We start from the raw sequence: 16,062 nt of genomic DNA, 5'->3' as shown, positions 1-16,062 counted from the left end.
TGACTACTCCTTTTATATGGCTAATAGGAATCATAATTCCTATTGCGAAATTATCTTTCAGTTTTACTATCTTCAGTTACTGTATATTTTAGCAATAACATTTTATTTCTACAAACAAAGTGCCTTTCTGTCAGGCGCTTGTATTTCATATCATATCACATCGACTTCATTCATGTGTAAGATTTACTCCGCAAAAAAACCAGAGAAGGAAGCCTCTCTGGTTTACGCGTAATACTGCTGGGTGATGTTTTTGACATATTGCTGTGTTTCTTTAAACGGCGGAATGCCTCCGTACTGATCTACGTTGCCGGGGCCTGCGTTGTAGGCGGCTAACGCCAGAGACACATTTCCGTCGTATTTTGTGAGCATCTGCTTTAAGTATTTCGTCCCGCCGTCAGCGTTCTGGACGGGATCAAGCGGGTTTGACACCCCGAGTGATTCAGCCGTGGAAGGCATGAGCTGCATCAGTCCCATCGCCCCCGCACCGCTGACCGCTTTCGGATTAAAGCCTGATTCCTGTTTAATAACCGCACGGATCAGCTTTTCGTCGACTCCGTATTTTTCGGCAGCTTTTTGAATGGCACTGTCTATTGAAAAGTTTCCGGTGCTGATGTCAGAAGCTGTATGCGCAGGTTTTATGACGGAAGAAGCGGTCTGTGAAGCGGCCGCGGGACTGACTGAAACCGGAATTCTCGGTGAATATGAAGTATGATCGGTCCGTACCCCGTTTAAAATTCCCGCTTCCGGTTGCTGCCGGACGGCTGTGCCCGTATATTGGCTGAGCAGCGCGCTGAAATTTGCAAGCGGGCTTTCTGCAGATTGTCCGCTTGAAGCGGTGCTTGTATTAGACATTGATTGCAGCGCCATTGATTGAAGCTGGAGAAGGGCCGCCCAATTCGTTATATTCACTGTGTCATTCCACCTTTTTTTGTTTCTGTTCATAAAAACGCTGGATTTTATTTTTAGTGACCCGCTGAGGGATGCCGAATTGCTTGAGCAATTGTTCAAACGCCCGTTTTCCTTCGTCCCAGTCAGCAGCCTCGAATTCCAATTCAAAGTCTTCTTTCTCTAAATATCGGCTGTGATCTAAAATGATTAAGCCTTTTTCTGATTCTTTTTCCGCGCGTTCAGTCGACAGCGTTCCGAAGTAACAAATGGCTTCTGAATGGATGCCGAGACCGTCCAGCTGCCGTTTTACAGGGCCTTCGGGGATCTTGAAGCTGTCAAGGTCAGGCTGTTTTGCAAGCTCTTGGTGCGTTTCCAGCAGACCGACCGCGGCAGGCTCTTTTAAAGTCAGGATGAACGCGCCGTTTTTTTCACGGATGCGGAGGGCTGATTTTTTTTGTTTCAGAGAAAAATCTTTTGTATCGAAGTAATGATTGATTTGCTGCTTAAAATCATGTTTTTTCATGCCGAGTGCTTCACTCAGCTTCTGAAATTCTGATTTTGTCAGCAGATTTTTGAATTCAATTTCTATTTCTTGGGTCATGACAGTCTTCCTTTCAGGACGAAAAATTGTATAATTCCCATTATCTCTTTAGAGGTTACGTTTATCAATATCGACCTTGATATGATAAAATAAATGCTGTACTTTGTTAAAAAAGGAGAACATTATGCAAAAGAGAATTGAAATTCAAAATGCATCATTAACAGAAGACGTGCTCCGCCTGAAGTGCGGAGAGGACTTAAGCGGAGCGGAACGCAAAGCCTCAGGTCAAATGCTTGTTGATTCCGATCACTTTGCTTTTGTATACATACTTGAAACAGCTGACTCTTTTGAATATGTCATTATAAAAGAACATGTATGGCCGGATCTGAAAGAGGCCTTTGACAAAAGAAAACCGGCGGTGCTGGAGGCCGGCGGCAAAACGGTAGAACTTTCAGGGCTGCATGAAGAACTCGATTATCTTATTGAAAATATTAAAGATAATGCAAACTACGGAGATATGGAAGAAAAAGTGAAAAGCGTATTTCTTTAGAACAGGTTCGGAATTGGGGGATGTACGATGGATGACAAACAATGGGAGCAATTTCTAGCGCCATACCGCCAGGCTGTTGAGGAATTAAAGGTGAAGCTGAAAGGCGTCAGAACCCTTTATGAGTATGAAGATGACCACTCACCGATTGAGTTTGTGACAGGCCGCGTGAAGCCGGTGGTAAGCATACTTGAAAAAGCGAGACGGAAAAGCATACCGCTTCATCAGATTGAAACGATGCAGGATATCGCAGGACTGCGTATTATGTGCCAATTTGTCGATGATATCCAGATCGTCAAAAATATGCTGTTTGCCAGAAAAGATTTTACCGTTGTCGACAAGCGGGATTACATAGCAGAGCATAAAGAGAGCGGATACCGGTCTTACCACCTTGTCGTTTTATATCCTTTACAAACTGCGTCCGGAGAAAAGCATGTTCTTGTGGAGATACAGATTCGGACGCTTGCCATGAACTTTTGGGCCACCATTGAGCATTCACTGAATTACAAATACAGCGGGAACATTCCCGAAAAAGTAAAGCTGAGGCTGCAGCGGGCCTCGGAAGCCGCATCCCGGCTCGATGAAGAAATGTCTGAAATCCGCGGAGAGATTCAGGAAGCCCAAGCCGCGTTTTCACGAAAGAAAAAAGCGGGAGGCCACCAGTAGAAAGGAGGGGAATGGCATGAAATTTGCCGTTTCTTCAAAAGGAGACGAAGTTTCAGATACACTGAAAAGCAAAATACAGACGTATTTACTTGATTTTGATATGACCTTGGATGAAAAAGAGCCGGAAATCGTTATTTCCGTCGGCGGTGACGGAACGCTTCTCTACGCATTCCACAGATACAGCGACCGTCTGGATAAAACGGCTTTTGTCGGGGTTCACACGGGGCATTTGGGTTTTTATGCCGATTGGGTTCCGCAGGAGATAGAAAAGCTTGTTCTTGCCATCGCCAAAACGCCGTATCATACCGTGGAATATCCCCTTCTTGAAGTGGTTGTCACTTATCATGATGAAGAGCGTGAGGAACGGTATCTGGCTTTGAATGAATGTACGATCAAAAGCATTGAAGGCAGTCTCGTCGCTGACGTTGAAATTAAAGGCCAGCTGTTTGAAACGTTCAGGGGAGACGGTTTATGTCTGTCAACGCCTTCCGGAAGCACGGCTTATAATAAAGCGTTAGGCGGCGCGATCATCCATCCTTCCATCAGAGCGATTCAGCTTGCGGAAATGGCATCCATCAACAACAGAGTGTTCAGGACTGTCGGTTCGCCGCTTTTGCTTCCCGATCATCATAACTGTGTCATCAAACCGAGAAACGACGTCGACTTCCAAGTCACGATTGATCATTTGACCTTGCTGCATAAGGATGTCAAATCTATTCTATGCCGGGTGGCAAATGAAAAAGTCAGATTTGCAAGATTCCGCCCTTTTCCGTTTTGGAAAAGAGTGCAGGATTCCTTTATCGGAAAAGGCGAATAGAAAGAGGAAACGGATTGAACAACTTTTTTATCCAAAAGAATATTTCAGCCTGGGAAGCCGGCATGACGGTAAAAGAATATACGGCACAGCTCGGCATTTCGAAACGGCTTCTCGCTGACATTAAATTCGGCGGGGGAGATCTTCTTGTCAATGGAGAGCATGTAACCGTCCGCGCCGTATTAGCGGCAGGGGATGTGCTTAAGATTGAATTCCCAAAGGAGCATGTGAGTGAAACGCTTTTGCCTGAGCCGGTTCCGCTTGACATTCTTTATGAAGATGACCATGTGCTGGTGGTCAATAAACAGCCGTATGTTTCCTCAATTCCATCACGGGAACACCCGTCGGAAAGCATCGCTAACGGAGTGATCAGCCATTACTTAAAAAGCGGCGTACAGTCCACGGTTCATCTCGTCACCCGTCTTGACAGGGATACGTCGGGAGCGATGCTGATCGCCAAGCATCGGCTTGCTCATTCTCTTTTGTCGGCAGCGCAGAAGAAGGGGCTTGTCAGCAGGCGGTATCTCGCTGTCGTACACGGCGTCATGCAGCAGAAAAAAGGAACAGTGGACGCGCCAATCGGCAGAAAACCCGGCAGCATTATTGAGCGGATGGTAACGCCGGAGGGACAAGAAGCGGTAACGCATTTTCAAACGGAAAAAACCGGACGTGTGTTTACGCTTGCGCAGTTGCGGCTTGAGACGGGGCGGACGCATCAAATCCGGGTGCACATGAGTTACCTCGGCCATCCGTTAGTCGGTGATACGCTGTACGGCGGGAAAAACGAGGGAATTGCACGGCAGGCGCTTCACAGTGAGCGGCTTTCATTCGTACACCCCATAACAGGAGAAACGCTCGTTTTTCATGCCCCCGTTCCTGACGATATGAAAACATTGATTGAACATATGTAAAGCCCGAACCGTTTACCGGTTTCGGGCTTTTTTTCATGTCTGACTGCCTTGATCTTCGCGAAAGCGTGAAGCATCATAGAGCATTGAGCTTTCAACAGAGACGGTTTCATGCTCCGGAAAGCGAAAGCCTGTCAGCTGATTCCCGAAGACGCATCCTGTATCAATGTTGATTGTACGGTTGACGATCCGGGGGCGTTTTACCGGGGTATGGCCGTAAACAATCCATGCCTTCCCTTCATAGGCGGCGGCCCAGTCTCTCCTGACGGGTCTGCCGTCGGGATGCGTTTCACCCGTGATATCGCCGTACAACACAAATTCTTTTACCTTACGCGAGTATTTACCGATATCGTCAGCTTTTATGCCGGCGTGGGCGACAACGAGATCGCCATTATGTAAAATGTCATAAAGCGGCGCTGACTCATATAATCGGATAAATTGTCTGGAGACTTCCGTTCTGTCGGCGGGAGACAGCTCTTTCAGTTCGGCTGCCGTCGTTTCCAGTCCGTGCATCACTTTTACGGGGTTTCCTTTTAAGTAACGATACAGTTTGTTGCAATGATTTCCCGGGACATAACGGACGATGCCTTTTTCATATGCTTTTGCCACGAAACGCATCACATCTACGGATTTGGGGCCTCTGTCTGTTAAATCTCCCGCAAAGACTAGCGTTCTGTCTTCAGAATGGACGGGCATTCCGTCTTTCACTTCATATCCGAGCTTTTGCATTAACGCGATCATTTCGTCATAACATCCGTGTATATCGCTGATGATGTCATAAGCCATTCTGTCAGCCTCCCTTTTCCGGTTTTTTATTTATTATGGGACTAATTCCTTTACCTAATTACGCTGTTTTGGTACAAATTAAAAAAGAATTTGAAGAAATAATGCCTTATCACTTTTTTTTCGCCGCCAGCCTTGTTAGAATATGCGTTATGTTTTTAAAAAAAGTAAGGTATTGCCCGCTTTAAGCGGGCTTTTATAACCCTTGTTTTAAGGAGGTATTTACAAATGGAACACACATCAGTCGCTTCTTTAGTCGTCGTTCTGATCGTCGCTTTTTTGACACCGCTCCTTTTACATCGGTTTAAGCTCAGCATTCCGGTCGTTGTCGCGGAAATCATCATGGGGCTTATTATCGGAAAAAGCGGCCTGAATCTCGTCGTTCAGGGAGACACGTGGCTGGAGACGCTGTCTGTTCTCGGCTTTATCTTTTTAATGTTTTTAAGCGGATTGGAAATTGACTTTTCGTCATTTGAGAAAGGGAAGAAAAAACAATTCCTTCCGAACGGCAAGGAAGCACCCAATACGTTTTCTGCCGCACTGATCATATTTTTCGGCATCTTTATTTTATCATTGCTGCTGTCCTATGCCTTTGTATTAGCCGGTTTTATTCAAAACGCGTTTTTAATGACGCTTATTATTTCGACAATATCACTCGGTGTGGTCGTTCCGACTTTAAAGGAAGAACGGATCATGAATTCCAATATCGGCCAGATCATTCTGCTTGTCGCCGTTATTGCGGACTTGGCTACGATGATTCTGCTCGCTTTCTTCTCTTCTCTTTACGGGGAAGACAGCGGAAATATGTGGCTTCTTTTGATTCTCTTTGCCGCGGGGGTGGTGCTGTATTTCTTCGGCAGGATCTTTAAACACCGCTCATTTGTGCAGTCGATGTCTAAAGGCACTGTCCAGATCGGCACGCGAGCCATCTTTACACTGATTATCGTGCTTGTCGCTTTATCGGAATCTCTCGGGGCGGAAAATATTCTCGGTGCATTTTTAGCAGGCGTTTTGGTATCGCTTCTGTCGCCGAATAAAGAAATGGTGGAGCAGCTGGATTCATTCGGCTACGGGTTTTTAATTCCGATCTTTTTCGTCATGGTCGGGGTGAAGCTGGACATATGGACGCTCTTCCAAGATCCAAAAACTTTGACGATGATTCCGCTGCTTCTGCTTGCGCTGTTTATCAGCAAAATATTCCCGGTGTTTTATTTAAAGAAATGGTATGACAAAAGAACCGTGTTTGCTTCGGGGTTTTTGCTGACTTCTACGCTGTCGCTTGTTATCGCGGCGGCTACGATCGGAGAAAGGCTACACATTATCAGCGCCAATATGTCCGGCGCGCTGACTTTGGTTGCGGTTATCGCCAGCATCATCACACCGGTCGGCTTTAAAAAATTATTCAAGCGGCAAAGTGCGCCGCAGGAAAAGAAGCGCATTACATTTATCGGCGCCAACCAAATGACGCTTCCGGTGACGCTGGAGCTGCCTGATGAGGAATATGATGTGCGGGTCGTCCATGTGTATCAGGAAAATGCCGGGGAAAAGCTTGCGGAATCTGTTTTTTCTGTTGAAACGATTTCTGATTACGAGCCCGGCACGCTTGAGTCGCACGGTATTTTTAAAACGGATATTCTTGTCGTGGCGACGGGAAATGAAGATGTGAACGCTGAAATCGCCTTAATGGCGAAAGAGAAAGGGACTGAGCGCATCATCGCAAGCGTCGGCTCGGTTGAACATGAAACAAAACTGAAGGAAGAGGGCATCAGTATTTTTTCTATCCTTCTGTCTACAAAGACGCTCTTGCGCGCATTAATTGAGGCGCCGGGCGTGATGAACCTTCTGACGAATGAAGAGTCTTCGCTTTATCAGATCAATCTGGAAAATACGGCGTATAACGGCATTATTCTGCGCGAATTTCCGCTGATGGGCGATGTGATTTTCGTCCGGATTTTCAGAGGTGTGGACAGCATCGTTCCGCACGGGGACACGAGGCTGAAAACAGGAGACCGTCTCATCGTTACGGGCTCACGCAACTACGTGTCGGAGCTGAGAAAAATCCTTGAAGCTTGACCAAATTGCATTTCGTGATAAGATAGAAGGCATAACAAGTAAATGATCAATCGTATGACCACTAGGGGTGTCCTTCATAAGGGCTGAGATAAAAGTGAGACTTTTAGACCCTCATAACTTGAACAGGTTCAGACCTGCGTAGGGAAGTGGAGCGGTATTTTTTGGGTTCCTTTTATCCAGATAAATTCCAAACCACTTTTCCGATGCGGGAAAGTGGTTTTTTTATTTTATCAGGGGGGAAAACTTTATGACATTTTCTGAAGAATGCAGACTGGCGGCAGCCGAATGGTGGGACGGAAGCTTTGTTCATCCGTTTGTAACAGGGATCGGTGACGGAAGCCTGCCGTTAGACCGTTTCAGTTATTACGTGCTGCAAGATTCCTACTACTTGACGCATTTTGCAAAAGTTCAGGCGTTTGCAGCCGCATATGCCGAAGACTTGTTTACGACGGGAAGGATGGCGGGCCACGCTCAGGGCACATATGAAGCGGAAATGGCGCTGCACCGCGAATTTACGGAGCTTTTAGGGATTACAGAAGAAGAGCGCGCGGCATTTAAGCCGGCGCCGACAGCCTATTCTTATACGTCTCATATGTACAGATCGGTGATGAGCGGGAATTTTGGAGAAATTTTAGCCGCGCTTCTGCCCTGCTATTGGCTTTATTATGAAGTCGGCGAACGCTTAAAGGAATGCAAACCGGAACATCCGATTTACGAAAAATGGATCGGTACATACGGCGGAGACTGGTTCAGACAGCAGGTCGAAGAACAGATCAGCCGTTTTGACGAGATTGCTGAAAACAGCACAGAGGAAATCCGCGCGAAAATGAAAGAGAATTTTGTGATTTCAAGCTATTATGAATATCAATTTTGGGGAATGGCTTATCAAAAAGAAGGCTGGTCCGAGAAGGGCGGAAAAGAGGTGGAATCCTTTGGAGCTGCACGCCGTAACTGATAATCGCAAACCCGTTGCCGAGCTGGCCGAGGATATTCTATCGATTCAGCGCGAAGTAAGCTTTATCCATATCAGGGAGCGGGACAAAACAGCGGGAGAGATCATGCAGCTTTTGTCCCTTTTGAAAAAGGGAGGTGCGGATAAGGACAAATTGATCATCAATGACAGAGCGGATATCGCGCTTTTTGCCAACATACACCGTGTTCAGCTTCCATCCCGCAGCTTTTCCGTAAAGCAGGTGCGAAGCAGATTTCCCCATCTTCATATCGGACGTTCGGTTCATTCGCTGGAAGAAGCCATCCAAGCTGAAAAGGAAGATGCGGATTATGTGGTGTTCGGCCATGTGTTTGAAACCGAATGTAAACAAGGACTTGAAGCAAGAGGCATCAGCCTGCTTTCAGAGATCAAACGCACGCTTTCCATCCCTGTCATTGCAATCGGCGGAATGACACTGCAGACGATCCGGCTCACAAAGCAGGCGAAACCGGACGGAATTGCTGTCATGTCAGGCATTTTCTCAGCTGAAAATCCTGAGGAGGCGGCAAAACGGTGTGCACGCGCGGTGAGGGAGGCTGATTATGAAGAAGCACTATGATACGGCGGTTATCGGGGGCGGAATTATCGGATGCGCCATTTCTTATGAGCTGGCGAAGACGCAGCAGAACGTTGTCTTGTTTGAAGACGGAGCAATCGGCCGAAAAACGACAAGCGCTGCGGCGGGAATGCTTGGCGCTCACGCGGAATGTGAAAACCGGGATGCGTTTTTTGATTTTGCTATGCACAGCCAAAGACTGTATGAAGCGGCGGGGCAAGAGCTTGAGGAAGCCAGCGGCATTAATATCAGGCGCCATAACGGCGGAATGCTTAAACTGGCGTATACAGAAGAAGACATGATCCGTTTACGGAAAATGGATGATTTGCCTTCCGTCACTTGGCTCTCAGCGGAGGAGGTTCTTGAAAAAGAACCTTACACTTCAAAGGACATTCTCGGCGCATATTTTATAAAAGACGATGTCCATGTAGAACCTTACTATGTTTGCAAAGCATATGCAAAAGGGGCGCGGCGTTATGGCGCTGACATATGTGAGCATACACAAGTCACTTCCGTAAAACGGGTGAACGGGGAATACTGCATCACAACGTCCGGCGGGGATGTTTATGCTGACAAAGTCGCAGTTGCCAGCGGTGTATGGAGCGGCCGGTTTTTCAGCCAGCTCGGCTTGGGACAGCCTTTTTTCCCTGTGAAAGGAGAATGCCTCTCTGTGTGGAATGACGAAATCCCGCTGACCAAAACCCTTTACCATGATCATTGTTATGTCGTTCCGAGAAAAAGCGGGCGGCTTGTCATCGGCGCCACGATGAAACGGGGCGACTGGAGCGACACGCCTGACATCGGCGGGATTGAGGCTGTCATTGCGAAAGCGAAAACCATGCTTCCCGCCATCGAACATATGAAAATAGACCGGTTTTGGGCGGGGCTCAGGCCGGGGACAAAAGACGGAAAGCCGTTTATCGGGCGGCATCCTGATAACAGCGGCATCATATTCGCCGCCGGCCATTTTCGAAACGGCATCCTGCTAGCTCCGGCAACGGCTGAAATGGTGCGGGATATGATCCTGGGAAGACAGGTTAAACATGAATGGGAAGAAGCGTTTCGAATTGATCGCAAGGAGGCTGTTCAAATATGATCCTTCAGCTGAACGGAAAACAAATTGATTGGAATCGAAAAGAGGGGACGGTTCAGGATTTGCTTGAATCGTATCAGCTTGATCAAAGAATCGTAGTTGTAGAAAGAAATAAAGAAATCATCGAAAAAAAGAATTATGAAAACACAAGTTTATGTGATCGCGACGTCATAGAAATTGTCCATTTTGTAGGAGGCGGATGAGGATGTTAACAATAGGCGGGAAACAGTTTCAGTCAAGATTGCTGTTAGGAACGGGAAAATATCCGAGTTTTGAGATTCAGAAAGAGGCGGTGGCCGTCTCGGAATCAGATATTTTAACCTTTGCGGTGCGGCGGATGAACATCTTTGAACAGTCTCAGCCAAACTTTCTCGAACAGCTTGATTTGTCTAAGTACACGCTTCTCCCGAATACAGCCGGCGCCGCAACGGCTGAAGAGGCGGTCAGAATCGCAAGGCTTGCTAAAGCTTCGGGACTTTGTGACATGATAAAAGTGGAAGTCATCGGTTGCAGCCGGTCACTTTTGCCTGATCCGGTTGAAACGCTGAAAGCATCAGAGCAGCTGCTTGAAGAGGGATTTATCGTTCTTCCGTATACGTCAGATGATGTCGTGCTCGCAAGGCGTCTTGAGGAGCTCGGAGTCCATGCTATTATGCCGGGCGCTTCACCGATCGGTTCAGGCCAGGGAATTTTAAATCCGCTGAATCTGTCCTTCATCATTGAACAGGCGAAAGTTCCGGTCATTGTCGATGCCGGCATTGGTTCTTCAAAAGACGCTGCCTGCGCGATGGAGCTCGGAGCTGACGGTGTGTTATTAAATACCGCTGTGTCAGGCGCTGATGATCCGGTCAAAATGGCCCGGGCGATGAAGCTTGCCGTAGAAGCGGGCCGCCTTTCTTATGAAGCCGGGCGGATTCCGGTGAAAGATTACGGAACTGCAAGCAGTCCGCGGGACGGTCTTCCGGTATGACGGACAGATATTCCAGACAGGAGCTGTATCAGCCGATCGGTCCCTCCGGACAGGAGAAGCTCCGGTCGTCTCATGCCGTGATTATCGGCGCGGGTGCGCTTGGTGCGGCAAATGCGGAGATGCTTGTCAGAGCAGGGGTCGGGAAGGTAACGATCGCTGACAGAGATTATGTGGAGTGGAGTAATCTCCAGCGCCAGCAGCTTTATACCGAAGATGATGTCAGACAGGAAATGCCGAAAGCCGCAGCAGCTGAAAAACGGCTTAAATCCATCAACAGCGATGTAGATGTGAAAGGATTTGTCATGGATGTCACTGCGGAAAACGCACCCGGACTGATTTGTGACGCATCTCTTATCATTGACGCGACTGACAACTTTGAAACGAGGCTGATTGTGAACGATGCGGCTGTACAGAAAGGAATTCCCTTTCTGTACGGCGCCTGTGTCGGCAGCTATGGACTCTCCTTTACCGTCATTCCCGGTGTCACGCCGTGCCTTCACTGTCTGCTTGAGACATTGCCTTTAGGCGGTATGACATGTGATACGGCGGGAATTATCAGTCCGGCTGTATTACAGACGGCTGTTTTTCAGACTGCAGACGCGCTGAAGCTGTTAACAGGCGGACCTGTTGAGCATGTTCTCCGCTCGTTTGATTTGTGGAAAAATGAACGGTCCGAAATAAATGCTGCCCGTCTCAAGAAAGCTGATTGCCCAAGCTGCGGCACGAACGATTTTCCGTTTTTATCTTACAAGAATCAGTCAAAAGCGGCTGTTCTGTGCGGGAGAAACACGGTACAGATCAGAACAGGAATCTCAGAGCCGTTTGATCTGCAAAGGCTTTCGGGACAGCTCAGACGGGCCGGGCTTGACGTTTCGGCCAATCCGTATTTAATTTCTTTCACGACAGACAGTTTCAAGATGGTTCTGTTTCGTGACGGCAGAGCATTAATTCACGGTACAAGCGACATCAGCAGAGCGAAATCCTTTTATCATAAATGGATCGGATAATGCGAAAGGAGAGAAAAACAGCATGAGCATTTGCAAAGCATTGACGATTGCCGGGTCAGATTCAGGAGGAGGGGCCGGTATACAGGCGGACCTGAAAACTTTTCAGGAGCTCGGCGTCTTCGGGATGTCAGCCATTACAGCGGTAACCGCCCAGAATACATTGGGGGTTCACGGCATCTACCCGCTCACCCGGGAAGCGCTCGGCAGCCAGATCGACGCGGTGGCGGAAGATCTGCGGCCTGACGCGATAAAAACGGGAATGCTGTGGAGCGCGGAGATGATTGCGGAAATTGCGGAAAAAATGGATCAGTACAGACTGGAGCATCTCATCACTGATCCCGTCATGATTGCCAAAGGAGGCGCATCCCTGCTGCGTGAGGAAGCACAGGCCGCGTTAAAAGAGCTGTTAATTCCGCGCAGTTATGCGATTACGCCGAATGTTCCGGAAGCTGAGGCATTGACCGGAATGGAAATCCGTACGTTTGAAGACCGGAAAAAAGCGGCGGAACGCCTTTGCCATCTTGGGGCAAAGAACGTCATCATAAAAGGCGGACACCAGCCGGAAAAGGGAAAAATCGTTGATTTATTATTTGACGGTTCATCTTTTACCGGAATCAGTCACGCCTATATTGACACGAAACACACCCACGGAACGGGCTGTACATTTGCGGCTGCGCTGACGGCGGAGACCGCAAAAGGAAAACATATTCAAGCCGCGTTTGAGACAGCCGCCAACTTTGTGCGTGAAGCCGTGGAACATACGCTCGGCATCGGAGCTGGACACGGGCCGACAAATCATTTTGCCTATAAAAGAAACAGCCTGCAGACGAGATAAAAAGAGACCGCTTCAACACTCCGCGGTCTTTTTCCCATGCTTTCAATCTGGACAAGGTTATGATATGATAAAAATTAAGATCAGGTACTAAATTATGTCTTTAAGACGATTACAGGAGGCTTTATACATATGAATTTCTCACTAGAAGGCCGCAACATCGTTGTGATGGGCGTTGCCAATAAACGCAGTATCGCCTGGGGAATCGCCCGCTCGCTTCATGAAGCCGGAGCGCGCCTCATTTTCACTTACGCAGGGGAGCGATTGGAAAAATCAGTTCATGACCTTGCGGCTACATTAGAAAGAAATGATTCTCTCATCCTTCCGTGTGATGTGACAAATGACGCTGAGATCGAAACTTGCTTTGCGAGCATTAAAGAGCAGGTCGGCGTGATTCACGGCATTGCGCACTGCATCGCATTTGCAAACAAAGAGGAGCTTGTCGGTGAATATTTAAATACGAACCGTGAGGGATTCCTGCTTGCACATAACATCAGTTCTTACTCTCTGACAGCGGTCGCAAAAGCGGCTCGTCCGATCATGACTGAAGGCGGCAGCATCGTCACACTCACTTACCTCGGCGGCGAGCGCGTCGTTTCAAACTATAACGTAATGGGTGTTGCAAAAGCGTCTCTTGATGCAAGTGTCAGATATTTAGCGGCTGACTTAGGAAAAGAAAACATCCGCGTCAACAGCATTTCAGCAGGACCGATCCGCACGCTTTCTGCAAAAGGAATCAGTGATTTCAATTCTATCCTGAAGGAAATCGAAGAGCGCGCGCCGCTGCGCCGCACGACAACACCTGAAGAAGTGGGTGACACGGCCGCATTCTTGTTCAGTGATCTGTCAAGAGGCATCACGGGCGAAAATCTTCACGTTGATTCCGGTTTCCATATTACCGCACGTTAATTGACAAGCAGTCCCTTTTTAGGGATTGCTTTTTCTTTCTTCTGATTTTAATCATTCCGTCATATAGATAAAACATGACAGAATCGGAGGGATGAAGATGTCAAAACAAAACAGAAACGCGGACAAAAAACCGCTCATGTATATTGTGCAGCCGGATTATTCAGACACGCAATCATCAATGCAGGATATATTAATCAAAAGGAAAACACCTCAGCCGCCTATAGAAGAGCCCGCGCACGGAAAGCAGGAGGAAAAAAGTAAGACTCAGCCTGTCGAAGCAGCGCCTGCCGAACCAGCAAAGCAGACACCTGAACAGCACAGCCGCACAGAGGAAGCCGCACAAGAAATTCCGGCGCAAGTGCAGGATGCTGCTGAGCCCGACACCGCAGAAAAAGAGCCTGAAGCGGTTCACAATGACGCCTTGGAGGAGAGGGTTCCGCCAAAGCGCGTGAAAAAGCCGATGAGCAGAATGTCCATTCTTGAAAAAATTGATTTCTTAACGAAACTGCCGCATAATATGCCCCGGGCGCTTTGTTTGATAGAAGCCAACGGGAAAACTTACAGAGGCGTAATCGTCGGCAGAAAAAATGATGCCATCTATTTGAGGACGACGAGCAACGGTGCGCCTGCTGAGCTTGCCATCAGCGATATCACCTCGCTGCATCCGCTCGGTTTTTAACCATACAAAAAGCTGCCTGAATTCTTTACTCCGGCAGCTTATTTTTATGCTTTTCGGTTAAGAATGTGTGCGGTTCAGCAATCTCGGGCTAAGGCAATTGATGGCGCAGAAGCTGTGAAGATCGACTTCAACGCAATAGTTTGTTTTTTCTAAACGGAATACATCACAGACAGAATCTTTATCTGTAAAATCAAGGATGTGCTTATGTTCGTCAAAAGCAATAAGCAGGCTTAATGTGGCACAGCCGTCACAGACTCTTTCAACTCTGAAAAAAAGAGTATTAAAGCACGGACCGTTATCCAGCTCGCCGACATTTCCGAAAGCGATAAACGGCGATGATTTAGAAGTGAAAAGCACAAACGGCACTGTATCGCCTAATGAAAAACCCGGCGATAAAAGGTTGGAATAGCATCCGGCCGGGCAATCTTCCTCAACCGCATTTTGCAGGTCCTCAATATTTTCCACCGCTTCACGCACACAGTATGTTGTATTCTTGCTCATAATTTCCCTCCTGACTTCACGTTTTAAATGGCACCGGATTAAACGATATCGGAGAGTCAGCCGCCCGGGCGTCCGGGCGGGCTGATGATTGCATCTGTAATAGAAAGTTGGAAGGGGATTCCTCTTTAGAAAAGATGCGAATCAATGACTATCCGTGATGCTTTTTCTCTTTGTGCGGCTCAGGCCGGTCGACAAGTTCGGGTGAAAGGCATTGAATGGCGCTGAAGCAGCTCAGATCAACTTCAATGCAAAAATCTGTTTTTTCTAAACCGAAGAAATCCGGATCACAAGGATGGCAGACGCTGAGGGTGTCGCCGTGCACATCTACGGGGCGCAGTATTGAAAGCGTCGCGCAGCAATCGCAAACTCTTTCTGCCCGGAAGAAAATAGACTCGAAACACTGGCTGTCATCCGCAAATCCTCCGACGTTCCCGAATGTGGAGAACAAACCGCCTTTTTTATCAAACAAGAGAAACGGGATGGTATCTTTACCGGTAACCGTCGGGCTTAACAGATTGGTATAGCATCCAGTCGGGCATTGTTCTTCAACAGCCTCTTGTTCTGCTAAAATCTTCTCGACTGCATCGCATACACAATTTTCATCTCGGCCATGGTGTTTTCCGCAGCTCATGGATTTCAGCTCCTTCTTTTAGGGTATTTGACTTTTGTCTTTAACAACATATGTACGCGAGCCTCACTTGGTGTGGGTGAACGTCTATATATTCATCATATGCGGAGAAAATAAGAAAAAGCAGAGCGTTTTTTAGCTCTGCTTTTCTTTTTAGAGGACGAGAGTGATGACTAAGATGGCAACCAGTGTATTTGTCGCTGTTGAGATCAGCGTTGCGATATCGGCATCTACTGTTGTCACGTTTACGCCGCGGGAGTTTTCGATGAGTAATTTTTGGCGGTTGATTTGTTTGTTGGCTGTCAGCTGCAGTAAGTCTTGTGCGACCAATTCAGCGATGACTCCGTCAGCGATTGAAGTGAGAGTAGCCGTTACGACTGCTGCATTAAGCGCTGTTACAACGGAAGTGACTGCCTGAACGTCTGTCGATGTCACGTTAATATCGCAAGAATCTCTGATAATAATCGCTTCTTCAGAAACTTGTTTGTTGATGTTCGCTTGGGCCAGGTCTTGGTCAAGGAAGGCGTTATCTTCGCCGAATCCGTTTCCGTTACAGCAAACACTGCATCTTCTGCCTTCTTTTTCTTCTTTTTCTTCTCGCGGATGTTCGCATTCAGGATCAAGTGCAACCCAAGAGTATGGTCTGCTTTCCATATCTATTCCTCCTTTTCTTTTA

Annotated in this window: 20 protein-coding genes and 1 riboswitch; of the genes, 14 read left to right on the top strand and 6 right to left on the bottom strand. The window is 47.6% G+C overall.

The window, feature by feature from the left end:
• Positions 1 to 222 precede the first annotated feature (222 nt).
• Entirely contained in the window at positions 223 to 909 is a 687-nt protein-coding gene (locus Y79_RS0113835; RefSeq protein ID WP_016938221.1) for a lytic transglycosylase domain-containing protein, read from the bottom strand.
• 4 nt (positions 910 to 913) lie between these two features.
• Complete coding sequence (locus tag Y79_RS0113830; RefSeq protein WP_016938220.1) at positions 914 to 1,489, bottom strand: CYTH domain-containing protein; 576 nt, start codon at positions 1,487 to 1,489, stop codon at positions 914 to 916.
• 124 nt (positions 1,490 to 1,613) lie between these two features.
• Between Y79_RS0113830 and Y79_RS0113825 the strand changes: the two genes are divergently transcribed.
• From Y79_RS0113825 to Y79_RS0113810, 4 genes are read left to right on the top strand one after another with little or no spacing between them, the layout of a single operon-like run.
• Positions 1,614 to 1,979 (top strand): UPF0738 family protein, encoded by a 366-nt coding sequence (locus tag Y79_RS0113825; protein WP_016938219.1) that lies wholly within the window; start codon positions 1,614 to 1,616, stop codon positions 1,977 to 1,979.
• A 27-nt stretch (positions 1,980 to 2,006) separates the two neighbouring features.
• Positions 2,007 to 2,642, top strand: coding sequence for a GTP diphosphokinase (gene yjbM / locus Y79_RS0113820; RefSeq protein ID WP_016938218.1), 636 nt, complete (start codon positions 2,007 to 2,009; stop codon positions 2,640 to 2,642).
• A 16-nt stretch (positions 2,643 to 2,658) separates the two neighbouring features.
• Complete coding sequence (locus Y79_RS0113815) at positions 2,659 to 3,459, top strand: NAD kinase (RefSeq protein WP_016938217.1); 801 nt, start codon at positions 2,659 to 2,661, stop codon at positions 3,457 to 3,459.
• Between the two features lie 14 nt (positions 3,460 to 3,473).
• Entirely contained in the window at positions 3,474 to 4,367 is an 894-nt protein-coding gene (locus Y79_RS0113810; protein ID WP_016938216.1) for an RluA family pseudouridine synthase, read from the top strand.
• A gap of 33 nt (positions 4,368 to 4,400) precedes the next feature.
• Here the strand turns inward: Y79_RS0113810 and prpE are convergent, their stop codons facing one another.
• Positions 4,401 to 5,150, bottom strand: coding sequence for a bis(5'-nucleosyl)-tetraphosphatase PrpE (prpE, locus tag Y79_RS0113805; RefSeq protein ID WP_016938215.1), 750 nt, complete (start codon positions 5,148 to 5,150; stop codon positions 4,401 to 4,403).
• Between the two features lie 225 nt (positions 5,151 to 5,375).
• On the opposite strand from prpE, the gene Y79_RS0113800 reads away from it, so the two are divergent.
• The 10 genes from Y79_RS0113800 (at position 5,376) to Y79_RS0113755 (ending at position 14,257) form a co-directional block, all read left to right on the top strand.
• A complete protein-coding gene (locus tag Y79_RS0113800; RefSeq protein WP_016938214.1) occupies positions 5,376 to 7,220 on the top strand; it encodes a monovalent cation:proton antiporter family protein in 1,845 nt (614 codons plus the stop codon).
• Between the two features lie 53 nt (positions 7,221 to 7,273).
• Positions 7,274 to 7,382, top strand: a riboswitch (TPP riboswitch).
• 85 nt (positions 7,383 to 7,467) lie between these two features.
• On the top strand, positions 7,468 to 8,175 hold the full coding sequence (gene tenA / locus Y79_RS0113795) for a thiaminase II (protein ID WP_016938213.1): 708 nt from the start codon (positions 7,468 to 7,470) through the stop codon (positions 8,173 to 8,175).
• Positions 8,153 to 8,770 carry a thiazole tautomerase TenI gene (gene tenI, locus Y79_RS0113790; RefSeq protein ID WP_016938212.1) on the top strand — a complete coding sequence of 206 codons (618 nt, stop codon included), beginning with the start codon at positions 8,153 to 8,155 and terminating at the stop codon, positions 8,768 to 8,770. The genes tenA and tenI overlap by 23 nt, the downstream gene beginning before the upstream one ends.
• Positions 8,754 to 9,863: a glycine oxidase ThiO gene (gene thiO / locus Y79_RS0113785; protein WP_016938211.1), complete on the top strand. Its 1,110-nt coding sequence runs from the start codon at positions 8,754 to 8,756 to the stop codon at positions 9,861 to 9,863. Before tenI ends, thiO begins: the two co-directional genes overlap by 17 nt.
• Entirely contained in the window at positions 9,860 to 10,063 is a 204-nt protein-coding gene (gene thiS, locus Y79_RS0113780; protein WP_003155008.1) for a sulfur carrier protein ThiS, read from the top strand. Before thiO ends, thiS begins: the two co-directional genes overlap by 4 nt.
• Positions 10,060 to 10,830, top strand: a complete 771-nt coding sequence (thiG, locus tag Y79_RS0113775; protein ID WP_095240937.1) for a thiazole synthase — start codon at positions 10,060 to 10,062, stop codon at positions 10,828 to 10,830. Before thiS ends, thiG begins: the two co-directional genes overlap by 4 nt.
• Positions 10,827 to 11,837 carry a thiazole biosynthesis adenylyltransferase ThiF gene (locus tag Y79_RS0113770; RefSeq protein WP_016938209.1) on the top strand — a complete coding sequence of 337 codons (1,011 nt, stop codon included), beginning with the start codon at positions 10,827 to 10,829 and terminating at the stop codon, positions 11,835 to 11,837. The genes thiG and Y79_RS0113770 overlap by 4 nt, the downstream gene beginning before the upstream one ends.
• A 22-nt stretch (positions 11,838 to 11,859) precedes the next feature.
• Positions 11,860 to 12,672, top strand: a complete 813-nt coding sequence (gene thiD, locus Y79_RS0113765) for a bifunctional hydroxymethylpyrimidine kinase/phosphomethylpyrimidine kinase (RefSeq protein WP_016938208.1) — start codon at positions 11,860 to 11,862, stop codon at positions 12,670 to 12,672.
• 129 nt (positions 12,673 to 12,801) lie between these two features.
• A complete protein-coding gene (gene fabI / locus Y79_RS0113760) occupies positions 12,802 to 13,578 on the top strand; it encodes an enoyl-ACP reductase FabI (protein ID WP_013351851.1) in 777 nt (258 codons plus the stop codon).
• 97 nt (positions 13,579 to 13,675) lie between these two features.
• Positions 13,676 to 14,257, top strand: coding sequence for a CotO family spore coat protein (locus Y79_RS0113755; RefSeq protein ID WP_016938207.1), 582 nt, complete (start codon positions 13,676 to 13,678; stop codon positions 14,255 to 14,257).
• Positions 14,258 to 14,314: 57 nt separating this feature from the next.
• On the opposite strand, the gene cotZ is transcribed toward Y79_RS0113755, so the two are convergent.
• From cotZ to cotX, 3 genes are all read right to left on the bottom strand, one after another.
• Positions 14,315 to 14,758: a spore coat protein CotZ gene (cotZ, locus tag Y79_RS0113750; RefSeq protein ID WP_016938206.1), complete on the bottom strand. Its 444-nt coding sequence runs from the start codon at positions 14,756 to 14,758 to the stop codon at positions 14,315 to 14,317.
• Between the two features lie 148 nt (positions 14,759 to 14,906).
• Entirely contained in the window at positions 14,907 to 15,389 is a 483-nt protein-coding gene (gene cotY, locus Y79_RS0113745) for a spore coat protein CotY (RefSeq protein WP_016938205.1), read from the bottom strand.
• A gap of 150 nt (positions 15,390 to 15,539) precedes the next feature.
• Entirely contained in the window at positions 15,540 to 16,040 is a 501-nt protein-coding gene (gene cotX / locus Y79_RS0113740) for a spore coat protein CotX (RefSeq protein ID WP_016938204.1), read from the bottom strand.
• Between the last annotated feature and the right edge of the window lie 22 nt (positions 16,041 to 16,062).

The organism is Bacillus siamensis KCTC 13613, from assembly GCF_000262045.1.
Lineage (GTDB): Bacteria > Bacillota > Bacilli > Bacillales > Bacillaceae > Bacillus > Bacillus siamensis.
Note: the sequence above shows the minus strand (reverse complement) of the source record. Positions and strands in the feature narration are given on the sequence as shown.